13 protein-coding genes are annotated in these 12957 nt (G+C 71.1%); 7 read left to right on the top strand and 6 right to left on the bottom strand.

Going from position 1 to position 12957, the window contains the following annotated elements; translation table 11 throughout:
* The first annotated feature begins 35 nt into the window (after positions 1-35).
* A complete protein-coding gene (locus RYH80_RS13705; protein ID WP_370904440.1) occupies positions 36-1109 on the top strand; it encodes a molybdopterin-dependent oxidoreductase in 1074 nt (357 codons plus the stop codon).
* A gap of 104 nt (positions 1110-1213) precedes the next feature.
* Positions 1214-1681, top strand: a complete 468-nt coding sequence (locus RYH80_RS13700; RefSeq protein ID WP_370904439.1) for a Rieske (2Fe-2S) protein — start codon at positions 1214-1216, stop codon at positions 1679-1681.
* 36 nt (positions 1682-1717) lie between these two features.
* Here RYH80_RS13700 and RYH80_RS13695 read toward each other — a convergent pair whose 3' ends face one another.
* Together RYH80_RS13695 and RYH80_RS13690 are read right to left on the bottom strand one after the other, a co-directional pair.
* The gene (locus RYH80_RS13695) at positions 1718-3001 is read right to left on the bottom strand and encodes an acyl-CoA thioester hydrolase/BAAT C-terminal domain-containing protein (RefSeq protein ID WP_370904438.1); all 1284 of its coding nucleotides are present in this window, start codon (positions 2999-3001) and stop codon (positions 1718-1720) included.
* 121 nt (positions 3002-3122) lie between these two features.
* Positions 3123-3941 (bottom strand): DUF8054 domain-containing protein, encoded by an 819-nt coding sequence (locus RYH80_RS13690; protein ID WP_370904437.1) that lies wholly within the window; start codon positions 3939-3941, stop codon positions 3123-3125.
* Between the two features lie 164 nt (positions 3942-4105).
* Between RYH80_RS13690 and RYH80_RS13685 the strand changes: the two genes are divergently transcribed.
* Positions 4106-4339 carry a DUF7543 family protein gene (locus RYH80_RS13685; protein WP_370904436.1) on the top strand — a complete coding sequence of 78 codons (234 nt, stop codon included), beginning with the start codon at positions 4106-4108 and terminating at the stop codon, positions 4337-4339.
* A gap of 92 nt (positions 4340-4431) precedes the next feature.
* On the opposite strand, the gene RYH80_RS13680 is transcribed toward RYH80_RS13685, so the two are convergent.
* The 4 genes from RYH80_RS13680 to RYH80_RS13665 form a co-directional block, all read right to left on the bottom strand.
* Positions 4432-5394 (bottom strand): ABC transporter permease, encoded by a 963-nt coding sequence (locus tag RYH80_RS13680; protein WP_370904435.1) that lies wholly within the window; start codon positions 5392-5394, stop codon positions 4432-4434.
* Positions 5391-6596, bottom strand: a complete 1206-nt coding sequence (locus RYH80_RS13675; protein ID WP_370904434.1) for an ABC transporter ATP-binding protein — start codon at positions 6594-6596, stop codon at positions 5391-5393. Before RYH80_RS13675 ends, RYH80_RS13680 begins: the two co-directional genes overlap by 4 nt.
* Before the next feature lie 105 nt (positions 6597-6701).
* The gene (locus RYH80_RS13670) at positions 6702-7523 is read right to left on the bottom strand and encodes a CBS domain-containing protein (RefSeq protein ID WP_370904433.1); all 822 of its coding nucleotides are present in this window, start codon (positions 7521-7523) and stop codon (positions 6702-6704) included.
* A 174-nt stretch (positions 7524-7697) separates the two neighbouring features.
* Complete coding sequence (locus RYH80_RS13665; RefSeq protein WP_370904432.1) at positions 7698-8972, bottom strand: sensor histidine kinase; 1275 nt, start codon at positions 8970-8972, stop codon at positions 7698-7700.
* 354 nt (positions 8973-9326) lie between these two features.
* Between RYH80_RS13665 and RYH80_RS13660 the strand changes: the two genes are divergently transcribed.
* The 4 genes from RYH80_RS13660 to RYH80_RS13645 all read left to right on the top strand — a co-directional run bounded on the left by RYH80_RS13660 (position 9327) and on the right by RYH80_RS13645 (position 12857).
* Complete coding sequence (locus RYH80_RS13660; protein ID WP_370904728.1) at positions 9327-10313, top strand: threonine aldolase family protein; 987 nt, start codon at positions 9327-9329, stop codon at positions 10311-10313.
* 139 nt (positions 10314-10452) lie between these two features.
* Positions 10453-11457 (top strand): ATP-dependent sacrificial sulfur transferase LarE, encoded by a 1005-nt coding sequence (gene larE, locus RYH80_RS13655; protein WP_370904431.1) that lies wholly within the window; start codon positions 10453-10455, stop codon positions 11455-11457.
* Between the two features lie 4 nt (positions 11458-11461).
* A complete protein-coding gene (locus RYH80_RS13650) occupies positions 11462-11992 on the top strand; it encodes a 2'-5' RNA ligase family protein (protein ID WP_370904430.1) in 531 nt (176 codons plus the stop codon).
* A 43-nt stretch (positions 11993-12035) separates the two neighbouring features.
* Positions 12036-12857 carry an Nmad3 family putative nucleotide modification protein gene (locus tag RYH80_RS13645; RefSeq protein ID WP_370904429.1) on the top strand — a complete coding sequence of 274 codons (822 nt, stop codon included), beginning with the start codon at positions 12036-12038 and terminating at the stop codon, positions 12855-12857.
* Positions 12858-12957 lie beyond the last annotated feature (100 nt).

Below are 12957 nucleotides of genomic sequence, written 5' to 3'. Positions count from 1 at the left end.
CGAGGAGTGAAGCCCGAGGACGCCGTAGGGCGGCCGTGTACAGACGGCTGCTCGCCGCCGCGCCGCCGCCCGCGGTCGTCGACTGGCTGATCGGCGGGTGTGTGGTGTTCGAGGTCGCCTCCGGACTGGTGTCGTTCACCGTCGGGACCCCGGACGGCGCGTGGCTGTTCTGGACGCACGCCGCCGTCGGACTGACGCTGATCGGCGCGTTGACGTTCAAACTCGTCCGGGTTCGCCACCGGATCACCGGCCGGGTCGCCTGGGACCGCCAGACGCCGCTGTCGATCCTCATGCTCCTCGTCGCGCTCGGCTCGCTCGCCACGGGCGTGTTCTGGACGCTCGGCGGCAACGTCCCGGTCGCCGGGTGGACGACGCTGAACCTCCACGTCGGACTCGGGCTCCTCTTGCTCCCGCTGCTCGTCGTCCACCTGCGGTCGCGGTTCCGCAGGCCGCGGCGGACGGACCTCGACCGCCGGGCCGCGTTGCGAACCGGCGCACTGCTCGCGTCCGGTGCCCTCGCCTGGCGGGCGACGGAGACCGCCGACAGGCTGCTCGACGGCGCGACGCGACGGTTCACCGGCTCGAAGCCGACCGGCGACCTCTACGACACGGCGACGGAGGGCGGTGCGTTCCCGGTGACCTCGTGGGTCGCGGACGACCCAGACCCGGTGGACCGCGAGGCGTGGCGGTTGCACGTCGACGGACTCGTCGACGAGTCGCTGGCGCTGGCGATCGACGACATCGTACCCGACACGCGACGGCGGGCGACGCTGGACTGCACCAGCGGCTGGTACACGGTCCAAGAGTGGCGGGGCGTCCGGGTGGGCGATCTCCTCGCGAGCGCGGGCGTCGCCGACGAGGCGCGGTACGTGCGGTTCGTCTCCGTCACCGGCTACCGCTGGTCGCTCCCGCTGGACGAGGCCCGCGACGCACTCCTGGCGACACACGTCGGGGACGACCGACTCTCGCACGGCCACGGCGCCCCCGCGCGACTCGTCGCTCCAGGTCGTCGCGGGTTCCAGTGGGTGAAGTGGGTCGAGCGCGTGGAGGTGCGCCGCGCCCGCGACCCGGCGCAGTGGGTGGTGACGCTCGTCAGCGGGTTCGACTGAGTGGCGGGACGCGTCGTCCGTCGACGGCGACGCCGCGTCGGTCGACTGTCGGCACCCACGCGTCGTCGCGAGGTTGAAGACGGTCCGGTCCCGACCGAGTGGCGATGACAGACGCGACGGAACTGGTCGCAGTCTCGGAGTTGCCGGAGGCCGGGAGCTACCGCTTCACCGTCAGCGAGCCGAGCGGCCTCGAAGAGGAGGTGTTGCTCGCCCGGACCGACGCCGGGACGACGGACGACGGGGCAGGCGACGACACGGACGACACCCCCGCTGTCGCCGCCTGGAAGAACTTCTGTATGCACGAACCGGATCAGCGGCTGGACCGCGGCGGCGACGTGGGCGCGGCGATGCGCGACGGACAGGTGATCTGCCCACGACACGGCGCGATGTTCGACCTGGAGACGGGGTACTGTGACACCGACCCCGCCGCGGGCCAGACCCTCGTCTCCGTGGACGTGGAGGTGCGCGACGGCGTCGTCTACCTCACCGACGAGGCGCTGACCTTCGAACACGAGGGTGGCCTGGACGACGACGACGGGATGCCGAGTTCCACGTCGCACCTCGGGCTCTGAGCGACACGTCCTGCGGCGGCGGAGCCGCCGCGTCGGTCACTCTCCGAGCGTCTCGGCGAGGTGGTCGCGAACTGTCCGCCAGTGCTCGGCGGCGGCGCGTGCGTTCGCGGCTGGGTCGCCACCGAGTGCCATCTCGCCGGCTCTCGTCGCCGTCGTCGGCGGGGCGTACGGCACACCGAGTCCGTGTCCCGCGTCGGGGTAGTGATCGTGCGTCACCGGCGTGCCGCCGTCTCGCAGCGCCGCCGCGAGTCGCTCGGCGTCCTCGCCGGCGGGCCACATCATGTCGTCACCGCCGGACACCAGAAGTGTGGGACAGTCGACCGCGGCGGCGTCGATCGCGGCCGCCTCGAGCCGATCCGACGGGACACGCTCGCGAGAGTCGACGTAGGTGTCCCGGAAGACGACGGCACCGTCCTCCGTCTCCCCCGGTCGCGCACGGAACGGGACGAACGGCAGCGGCTCGCCGCCGGCACACCAGGAACTCCGTGGCTCCTCTCCTCCGTCGAGCGCCTGCCAGCGGTGGCGACTCGGGGCGACCGCGACGGTCGTCACGGGCCAGTCGAACCGCGCGGCGCTCTCGACGGCGAGTTCGGCGCCCTTCGAGCGACCGAACAGCCCGATCGCGTCGCCACGCACCGCCGACCGCTCGCGGAGCCAGTCCGCGGCGGCGGCGACCGTCTCGACCGGCACCTCCGCCAGCGTGTCCGGCAGCGACTCGTGGTCGCCGACGTACTGCACCGCGACGGCGGCGTAGCCGTGGGCCGCCAACAGCGACGCGACACCCCGGAGCGGGCGTCCCGCCGACCCGTGGAGACAGACGACGGCCCGGTGAGGTCCCGACCGGGGCGGCGAGAACAGCTCCCCGATCACGCCGACGGTCACGGACTCGCCCCCGTCGTCCGCCGCCGGCACCGTCCGTTCGACGGCGACCGACTCGTGGTCGACACCCGGGGCCGTCCGCCGACGGGTCGTCTCGGCCGTCGCCAGTTCTGTCCCGTCGTCGTGGAGTTCGAGCCGGACGGTCACGTCGTCGCCGTCCCCGGTCGGGCGGCCGCCGGCGGGGCCGTCCGTCTCGCTCAGCGCCCACAGCCACCCGGTCGGGGCGACACCCTCGTAGTCTCCCGCGAGCGGCGCCTGCTCGCTCGTGTCGACGACGCCGTCGGCGGTCGCCTCGAACGTCGCCTCGCTCGTCCCGGTGTCGTCGAACCACGCCGTCGCCGTCGCGCGGAGTGTGACCCGTCGTTCCGGGTCGAGACCGGTCACTCGTACTGGTGTCGACTCGTCCCACCGCGCCGCCGAGGGCACACGGATCTCTGGCACACACGCCGCGTCCGCGACGGGACGGAAGTAACTACGGTCGGGATGTGAATCGGTGGCGCAGTGTGCCTGCGGCGGTCGTCGGGGGCGATCACGGCCGTGTCGACGGACGATCTCGGCCGACTCAGGCCGCTTGGATCTCCATCACGCGGGTGCCACAGTCGCGACAGTCGTAGGTGAACACGTCCGCGACGCTACAACAGGACTCGACGGTGTCCTCGCCCAGCGCCATCTCGCCGCCACAGTCGGGACACGCCTCCGCGAACACGCGCAGTCCCGCGAGCAGTTGGCCGGCGTCCCCGCGGTCCATCGCCGCGACGTCGATCCCGTGGTCGGCCAGCGCGTCGATGGCGCCGAGGTCGGCGGCCAACGCGGCCTCCGAGGGCCACTGCGCGACGCGCACGTCGCCGTCGTACACCGTACAGCCGCTCGCCTCCTCGGCCGGCGTGATCGTTCCCCCGGGGTTCACCTGCGGCTCCTCCAGCTCCAGCAGGTCGCCGACCTCGGCGGCGAGGTCCTCGTCGGCCCGCTCGATGGCGTCGCGCCACGTCGGCCAGAACCCGTCGACGAGCTCCAGGTCCTCGCCGTCCGGCGTCTCGGTGATCACGCCGTGGTCCAGCAGGTACGACTCGGGGTCCACGTCACCCTCGTAGGCCGGCGCGTCGGCCGTGCCGGCCGGCTCCTTACCGAACAGTTCCAACAGCCACGGCGGGAAGTACCGCTTCGTCAGCGTCGGCGTCCCGGGGACGAGGTAGCCCCGAAACGCGATGGCGCCGACGCCGAGGACCGCGAACGCGACCGCGACCAGCGGGTTCACGACCGCGAGCCCGGCCGCGACGACGGCGGTGATCAGGAGGTTCGTCACCGTACACGGCGTACACCGGTTCTCCCCGGTGTACTCCGGCTGTCTGAGTTCGTCTGCGAGGCGGTCGACGACCGACATACGCGACTGCTGTCTCGGCGTAAATATAGCTCTTTCGAGTGCCTCATCACAGAGGGAGTGTCTGTACCCTACCGACGAACGGGTGGAACCGTGAGGGTGCCGAGAGAGGCCGTGGCGCGGCACGAACCGGAGCGTTCGTACGCCCGGACGCCGATCGGGGAGACGTGCCCTGGGAGCGAACGGACACCGTCGACGACGTGACCGAGTGGGAACGCACCGACCGCGCGGCGACCGTCAGGATCAGACGCCGTCCAGACGACGAGTTCGTCGTCCGGGTCGACCGCCTCGAACAGGCGCCGGAGGGACCGGCGTACGAACGCACGACGGCGACCGACCGCGAGGCGGCCGAGGCGGCCGCCGCCGACCTCCGCGAACGGTACGACACCGACGAGGGGTGACCGACGACACCGGCGAGGAGTGACCCACGAAACCGACGCGGGGTGAGCGTCCGCCGGGACGAGACGCACCCCGAGGACGACACACCTGTCGATCAGTAGTCGCCCAGCGCGCCGAGCTTGCGGGCTCGCGCCACGAGGAGTCGGAACACGCCGTAGCCGGCGAGGAAGTACGCGACCCCGACGGCGACGAGGATCGCGTGTGCCCGCGGCGAGAACTCCCACAGGCGGACCCCCTCCCGCATCGCCTGTCCGAGCATGTAGTTCGCCTGGACGATGGGGAAGGCCCGCAGCCACGGCAACTGCTCGACGGGCGCCGCGATCAACCCGATCAGGCCGAACTGGAGGATACGGAACAGCGAGCCGATCCGCTTGTACAGCACTGAGGCGCCGCCGAAGACGAACCCCATCCCGATCACCGACGCCAGGCCGAGACTCGCCAGCGGGACCACCGTGAGGAGGTCGACCGTCAGCGACTCGCCGGTGACGAGCAGCGTCAGGGGGAGCAACAGCGCCACGTAGACGAACGACGTGAGCACCTTCGACACCGCCGTCAGGATCATGATCCGACCGAACCCCAGCGGCGAGAGGTGGAGCCGTTCGAGCGTCCCCCACTGTGCCTCGTCGCCGACGGCGTTCGCCAACCCCTGGTAGGCGGACTGCGCGAGCATGAAGACGAGGTAGCCGACGACGACACCGCCCAGCGAGTCGGAGAACGCCTGCCCGCCCACGCGGCGGCCCCCCTCGACGAGCAGGAGGAACAGCAGGAACAGACTCACCAGCGCGCCGACGAAGTCGACGGGGTACCGGACGAGGATCGTGAGATCCCGGCGGAACACCGTGTAGAACAGCAGTCCCGTCTGTCGCAGCCACGCGAGCACTCCGCCGTCGCGACGCTCCGGCGACGGGTCGACGGTGCCCAGCGGGCCCGCCTCCCGGGTGGTGCCGCCGTCCGGCCGGGTGCGCTCGGCGGCTCCACCTCGCTCTCCTTCGGCCGGCTCCTCCGCAGGTTCCGCCGCAACCCCGTCCGCGTCTGCGTCCGCCTCTCCGTCGGTCACGGCTCGTCACCTCCGGTGATCCGCAGGAACACCTCTTCGAGGTCCGGCTCCACGGAGGCGACGCGGTGGAGGTCGGCGCCCGCCTCCACCACCGTCCCGGTGAACGACGGGAGGTCGTTGCCCGACTCCAGTGTGACGGTGACGACCGTGCGGTCGCCCCGCTGCGTCCAGTCGGTCACCTCGTAGCGCGACCGGAGGCGCTCTTCCAGTGTGTCCGCGTCCCCGTCGTCGGCGCCGTTCCGACTCGTCGCGCCGTCGGCACCGGACTCGGCGTCTCCCGTAGACACGCCGTCTCCGTCGCCACCCTCCGGCGGTTCGAACGCCACCTCGTACGTCTGCGTGCGGAACACGTCGAGCAGCGCCTCCACGTCGTCGTCCGCGATGATCTCCCTGTCCGAGAGGATGATCACCCGGTCACAGAGGTCCTGGATCACGTCCATGTCGTGGCTCGACAACACGACCGCCAGTCCCTCCTCGTCGGCCAGCGTGGCGAGTTCGCGGCGGAGTTCCAGCGAACTCTCCACGTCGAGCCCCAGCGTCGGCTCGTCGAGGAACGCCACGTCCACGTCGCGCGCCAGCGTCGTCGCCAACGACACCTTCTGTTTCATTCCGCGCGAGAGGTCCTTCACCGTCTCGTCGGCCTTCTCCGCGAGGTCCAGTCGCTCCAACAGCTCCTCGTGGCGGTCGGCGACCGTCGAGGGCCGATCCCCGGCGATCCCGGTGAAGAAGGCGAGGTTCTCGCGGGGCGTCAGTCGCCAGTAGACGTTGCGTGCGCCCTCCAGCATCGCGCCGACGCGACCGTAGGCACGCCGCGGGTTCGCCTGCGCGTCCGTCCCAGCGACCTCGACGCGACCGCCGGAGGGGTCGACCAGGCCGAGCGTACTCTTGATACAGGTCGTCTTCCCGGCGCCGTTCGGCCCGAGTAGGCCGACCACCTCGCCCGGTCGGATCGAGAACGAGACCCCGTCGAGTGCGCGCACGTCCTCGCCGTACGTCTTCGTGAGGTCCTCGACGGCGACGACCGGCGGTTCCGTCGGCGTGTCTGCACCCGTGTCGTCGACAGCGTCCCCGTCGACGGCGGGCGTCTCCGCGTCGTCTCGCTCGCTCGTGGGAGGGCCCGTCTCGTTCGGGGACGTGTCGGACGCCGACCGGCCGGCGTCTGCCGCCGCCGACTCGGCCGCTCGACCCGTAGCGTCTGTCATCGGTCCGTTACTCTCCCCAGACTCACATGAAACTTTCTGGTGGGTGCCGGTGGACCCCACACGAACGAGGCGACCGGGGGGCGGGCGGCGGGGTGGTGGCAGTCACTAGTCTGGTGTGTCGTCTTGGAACCGTTTCGTCGTCTCGACGAGCGGGTGTTGGGCGTAGTCGACCACCTCGATGTCGTCGATGGAGGCCAACCCCTCCTCGCGTGCGGTGCGTTCCATCCCGAGTTCGACCCCCCGGCCCACGTCGATACAGATGACGTAGGCGTCCATCTCGTCGATGTCGAGTCTGTCGGCCGCGAGCACGCGGTGGTGCCCGTCGGCCAACACCAGCGTGCCGTCGTTGTCGATGACGACCAGTGGCTCGGCGAGGCCCCGCTCCAGTTCGTAGGTGCGCCCGGCGAGTTCGTCCGCGTACACTCGCGCCTGTGTCGGGACCAGCGCGTCGAGCGACACCTCGCGCCGCTCTTGGGTGACGCTCACGTCGTGGATCTCTTCGAGCGTCCGCATCAGTTTCCCGACCTTCTCCGGGGTGGCGCGTTCGATCTGACTGCGGATCACGTCCGTGTTCGAGATGATGCCGACGAGGTGGCCGGCGTCGTCGACGACCGGGAGCTTCTGGATGCCGGAGCGCAGGATCACCCGCGCCGCGTCGGTGACGTTCATCTCCGGGTGGGCGACGATGGTGTCGTCGCTCATCTCCGTGAAGATGGGTGCCGAGTCCTCGGCCAACAACAGGTCGCGCGCGGAGACGAACCCGACCACCTGCCGCCCGTCCGTCACGGGGAACCCGTTGTGACCGGTGCTCTCGGCGATCCGTTCGGCGACCTCGCGGACGGTGTCGTCGGGCGACACCGTCGCCACGTCGCGGGTCATGTACGCCGCGACCTGCGCCTTCGACGTGTCGCTCCGCGAGTCACTCATCATCTCGTCTTCGGTGCTGGCACACAAGAGTGTACGTGTCCCGTCGACCACACGTGTCCCGTCGGCGAGGCGAGACGCACGACCTCGGCCGGCGACGTGCGACGCCACGGGGGCCGACGGCGTACGGCACCACGAGGGCCGGCACCGACCCGAGACCGTCCACCGGCGGACGACTCACTCCTCGGTGACGATCTCGAACCTGGTACCGGTGTCGTCGAGTCCCGGTGCCGTCGCGGGGCCGAGTCGAACCGTCCAGCCGTGAGCCTCGGCGACCTCCTCGACGATGGCGAGGCCGAACCCGGTGCCGTCGTTCGCGGTCGTGAACCCGCGATCGAACACCCGATCGGCCACCTCCTCGGGGATACCCGGCCCGTCGTCGGCGACGAAGAACCCCTCGCCGGCCGGCAGGTCGCCGACGACGACCGTCGGCGGCTCGGCTGCGTGGTCGACGGCGTTGCCGAACAGGTTCTCGAACAGCGTCCGCAGTCGCTCGCGGTCCCCGCGAACCACGAGGTCCGTCTCCACCGACAGCGTCGCCGCGTCGGTCGGCGTCGTCCCCCACGCGTCGCGGGCGACTTCCGCGACCGAGACGGGGTCGTCCACCTCCACGGGCGAGCCCGTGCGGGCCAACGCCAGCAGCCGCTCGATCAGTGCCTCCATCCGGTCGAGCGCGTCGCGTGCGGCCGGGAGGTCGTCGGGGTCGTCGCGTTCCTGCGCCAACTCGACGCGTCCCTGAGCGGTGTTCAGCGGGTTCCGGAGGTCGTGGCTCAACACGCTCGCGAACTCCTCCAGCCGCTCGTTCTGTCGGGTGAGTGCGGTCGTCCCCTCGCGGAGCTGCTCCTCGCGTTCGGCGCGGTCCAGCGCCGCCGCGACGTTACCGGCGAACACGCGCGCCAACTCCACGTCACAGTCGTCGAACCCGTCGGCAGTCCGCGAGCCGAGGGTCACGACGCCGTGGTCCCCCGCCGGGACGACGAGCACACTCGCGACGCTCCCACGGTCCACGTCGTCGATCTCGGCCACGTCGTGGACGACCACCGGCTCGTCGGCCGTCAGCGCGCGCCACTGCACGGACTCGCCGCGGTCGTACGCCCGCCGCTCGCCCAGCTCGTCGGTGACGGCCGACGACACCGCGGTCGGCTCCAACCGGTCCGTCTCCGGGTCGTACAGTCTGACGGTGTTCAACGAGAATCCGAGCACGTCCTCCGCGAGGTCCGCGGCCACGTCGGCGACGGCCCGGCGATCACCGGCGCGGACGAGTTCCCGCGTGGCGGCGTGGAGACTGTGGAGCCGCTCGTCCATCGCGCGGTCGTCCACCGTGGCTCCCTCTGGCGTCCGGTCGTCGGTGTCGTCTGCGTGGTCTCCACCGTCCGCGCAGTCTGCACTGTCGGCCTGGTCGCCGTCCGAACTGACTTCGCGACTGCGAGACTCTCCGTCGGCGTCGGTCACTCGCCCGGGTGGAGACGGTCGGGGTACTAAACCGGAACGGCTCTGGTCGAGGAGTGGCGGCCAGCAGTGGTGGCGACGAGTGGCGGCCAGCAGTGGTGGCGACGAGTGGCGGCCAGCGGTGGTGGCGACGAGTGGCGGCCAGCGGTGGTGGCGACGAGTGGCGGCCAGCGGTGGTGGCGACGAGTGGCGGCCAGCAGTGGCGACGAGTGGCGGCGACGCGCAGAGTGGTACCGAGCGGTGGTGGCGACGAGCGCCGGCGGTGTTCGCACGGACCGCGCGATACTTGAGGGCGCGCGACGAGGTACGAGCGTGATCGACTTACGCTCGGACACGGTCACGCGGCCGTCCGACACGATGCGGCAGTCGGCGGCGGAGGCTCCCGTGGGCGACGACGTCTACCGAGACGATCCGACGGTGAACGAACTGGAGTCGCGGGCCGCCGACCTCGTCGGAACGGAGGCGGCGCTGTTCGTCCCCACCGGGACGATGGGGAACCAGGTCGCCATCCGTACCCACACCGAGCGTGGACAGGAGCTGCTGTGTGACGAGCAGGCGCACGTCTACAAGTGGGAACTGGGCGGGATCGCGGACCTCTCGTCGGTCCAACCGCGGACGTTCGACGCCGGGGAGCGAGCCGTCCCCACGCCGGAACAGATCCGCGAGGGGTACGTCGCCGAGGATCTCCACCGACCCGGCACGGGGTTGGTGACGCTGGAGAACACCCACAACTCGCGCGGCGGCGTCGCGGTCCCCAAGTCGCGGATCGACGAGGCCGCGGCGGCCGCACACGACCTCGACGTGCCGGTCCACCTCGACGGCGCGCGGCTGTTCAACGCCTGCGTCGCGACGGACACCGACCCCGCCGAGATGGTCGCCGAGGTGGACACGGTGATGTTCTGTCTCTCGAAGGGGCTCGGGGCACCGATCGGTTCCGTGCTCGCCGGGCCGGAGGCGTACGTCGACCGCGCGCGCCGCACCCGGAAGCTGTTCGGCGGCGGGATGCGACAGGTCGGGCTGGTCGCCGCCCCCGCGCTGGAGGCGCTGGAGAACGTCGAGCGGCTCGCCGAAGACCACGCCAACGCGGAGCGACTCGCGGCCGGACTCGACGAGATCGACGGGCTCTCGGCTCCGAACCCGGACACGAACATCGTGATGGTCGACTCCGAGGCCGCGGGGTTGACCGGCGAGGAACTGTCGAGCGCCGGGAAAGACCACGGCGTGAAGTTCCACGCGTTCGACGACCACGTCTGCCGACTGTGTACGCACCTCGACGTGGACGCCGCCGACGTGGACGAGGCCGTCGACCGGATCGCCGAGATCGTCGCCGAACACGGGGAGTGACTCGTCACCGGCTCCGCACGTCGGGGCCGACACACCGGCGTCGTCGCGACCGGCCGGCCGACGACCACGGAGCCACCGGCCACCACTCGCCGACACACACAAACGAACGCTTTTCACCCACAACCCACGTGAGGCGACTATGGACGAGGTGCTAGCGGTACTCGACGACGACCTGGGAGAGCGGGTCGCGGCGGCGCGGGCGGCGTTGGCCGACCGCGACGGGGTCGTCGTCGCCTTCTCGGGTGGCGTCGACTCCAGCGTGGTCGCGGCGCTGGCCCACGACGCCCTGGGTGAAGACGCGGTGGCGTGTACGGCCAAGAGCGAGACGCTCCCGGCGGCGGAGTTGGACGACGCCCGCCGGGTCGCCGACGAGATCGGCGTCCGCCACGAGACCGTCTCCTTCTCGGAACTGGACGACCCCGCGTTCGTCGCGAACGACGACGACCGGTGTTACCACTGCCGGACGATGCGACTCGGGAAGATGTACGAGACGGCCAAAGAGCTGGGGATCGAGACGGTGTGTGACGGGACGAACGCCTCCGACCCCGGCGAGGGCCACCGCCCGGGACTGCGGGCGGTCGAGGAGTTGTCCGTCTACTCCCCGCTGTTGGACCACGGACTCGACAAGGACGACGTGCGCGCGGTTGCAGACGCCTACGGCCTCTCCGTCGCGGACAAGCCCTCGATGGCGTGTCTCTCCTCGCGCATCCCGACTGGACTGGAGGTGACGGAGACGCGGCTGAGTCGGATCGAGGAGGCGGAGCGACTGCTCCGGACGTGGGGGTTCGAGCAGTTCCGCGTTCGCGACCACGACGGACTGGCACGGATCGAGGTCGGCCCCGACGAACTCGACCGCGCACTGGACACGGACTTCGCCGCGGCAGCCCGCGACCACCTGACGGACGCCGGCTTCGACCACGTCACGCTGGACCTGGGCGGCTACCGCACCGGGAGCGTCAGCCCCGCCGACGAGGAACGGGTGGACGAAGACGAGGCCGAGGAGGCGGCCCCCGACGAGGGAGACACCGACCGGAGAGACGCCGACGGGGCGGTTGCGAGTGCGAGCGGGTCGGCGACGGACGACGGAGGTGACGAGCCGCTCGTCGCGGACGTGTTCGCACGCGAGTACCCGGGCGGGGAGTGACCGGATGTACGGGCTGAACGTCCCGGTACCGAACGCGGTCCGCCGGCTGGCACGGGATCTCGAACCGGCGCTAGCGCCGTTCGACTACGTGCGCGACCGCCACTCGCTGTTGTGCAAGCGGTTCGAGGGGGAACGGGATCCGGGACGGATCCACGAACGGGTCGCGGACACGCTCGCCGGGACGGAGCCGTTCGCGGTCCGCGTCGACGGGATCGGCGCGTTCCACGACCCGCCGAAGGGGAGTACACCGGTGGTGTACCTCGCCGTCGAGAGCCCGGGACTGCGTGCCGTCCACGAGCGACTCGTGGCACAGTTCGACGCCGTCCCGGGGCTGGAGGGTGAGGGTTACACCCCGCACGTGACCCTCGCACGCGGGCTCTCGGACGACGGGCCGCTCGGAGTCGGGCGCGGGAGCGACCCCGTCGGCCGACTGCGGTCGGAGTCGTTCGACCCGGTGACCTGGACCGTCGAGGAACTCGGGATCTGGAGCCGCGAGTACGACGAGTTCGTCAGTCGTGTGTCGCTCCCGCCGTGATCGGGACGACGGAGACTTGTCGCTCCCCGTCGGAGACGTGCGTGTGCCGAAGGCGATCGCGATCAACGTGGCCGCGAACACGTCGTTACCTGGGTTCCGTGGGCCGATCTACCCCGACGGGTCGTTCGTGTACGTCCCGATCCCCGAACGGGAGCCGACCGACGGCGACGTGCCGACGTACGGCGAGTTGGGTGTGCTCGACGAGTTGCCGTTCGCAGTCGACGAGTCGCTGTCCGACCGGCGAGTCCACGTCGACCCGGAGTTCGCCGGTCACCTCGGACGCGACCGCTACACCTACGGCGACGAACACGGTGTGAAGGCCGGTCCGCTGTCGACGCTGGAGCCCGGCGACTGGTTGCTGTTCTACGCGACGCTGTCGACCGTCGACCCGGGCGGTCTGGACGCAGACGGCGGGCGAAGCGACGGCGCCGACGAGGAGCGAGACGGAGGCGACACGGACGGAGACGACCCCGACGAGTGGCACGGCGAGCGTGTCGACTGGCGACCGCCCGAGTGGGGAGCCTACCTGATCGGCGAGTTCCGCGTCCGCGAGGTCGTGACCGGCGAGGAGTACGCGGGAGCAGACTCCGAGACACACGCGTGGACGGCGACGAACGCACACGTCCAGCGGGAGACGGTCGACGCGGCCGTGTTCGTCCGCGGCGGCGAGAGATCGCGGCTGTTCGACCGCGCGGTCCCGCTGTCGGTGCCGAGCGGCGGGAGCGAGGCGAACGCTCTCGTCACCGACCTCTCGGCCGACTCCGGCCGCGGCCCGTGGTGGCGCCGCCCGCTCCGCTACGACGAGACGGCGACCGCGACGCTGCGCGACCGGCTCGCGAGCGATCCGGACGACTGGCTCGGGTGAGAGAGTGTACAGGAGTAGGTGGCGGTACGAGAGAGTTCGTCCGGCGCCGTGGCCTGGTCGCCGGTACCGCGACTCGGAGCAGACGAGCGTCGGACACGCG

The organism is Halobaculum sp. MBLA0147 (genome assembly GCF_041361345.1).
In the GTDB taxonomy this organism is placed as follows: domain Archaea; phylum Halobacteriota; class Halobacteria; order Halobacteriales; family Haloferacaceae; genus JAHENP01.
Note: the sequence above shows the minus strand (reverse complement) of the source record. Positions and strands in the feature narration are given on the sequence as shown.

Bases quoted from the DNA above. Each gene is read 5' to 3' on its own strand.
- larE (WP_370904431.1), top strand. From the start codon at position 10,453: ATGGACGAGGTGCTAGCGGTACTCGACGACGACCTGGGAGAGCGGGTC.
- RYH80_RS13650 (WP_370904430.1), top strand. From the start codon at position 11,462: ATGTACGGGCTGAACGTCCCGGTACCGAACGCGGTCCGCCGGCTGGCA.
- RYH80_RS13700 (WP_370904439.1), top strand. From the start codon at position 1,214: ATGACAGACGCGACGGAACTGGTCGCAGTCTCGGAGTTGCCGGAGGCC.
- RYH80_RS13675 (WP_370904434.1), bottom strand. From the start codon at position 6,596: ATGACAGACGCTACGGGTCGAGCGGCCGAGTCGGCGGCGGCAGACGCC.
- RYH80_RS13670 (WP_370904433.1), bottom strand. From the start codon at position 7,523: ATGAGTGACTCGCGGAGCGACACGTCGAAGGCGCAGGTCGCGGCGTAC.
- RYH80_RS13660 (WP_370904728.1), top strand. From the start codon at position 9,327: ATGCGGCAGTCGGCGGCGGAGGCTCCCGTGGGCGACGACGTCTACCGA.
- RYH80_RS13690 (WP_370904437.1), bottom strand. From the start codon at position 3,941: ATGTCGGTCGTCGACCGCCTCGCAGACGAACTCAGACAGCCGGAGTAC.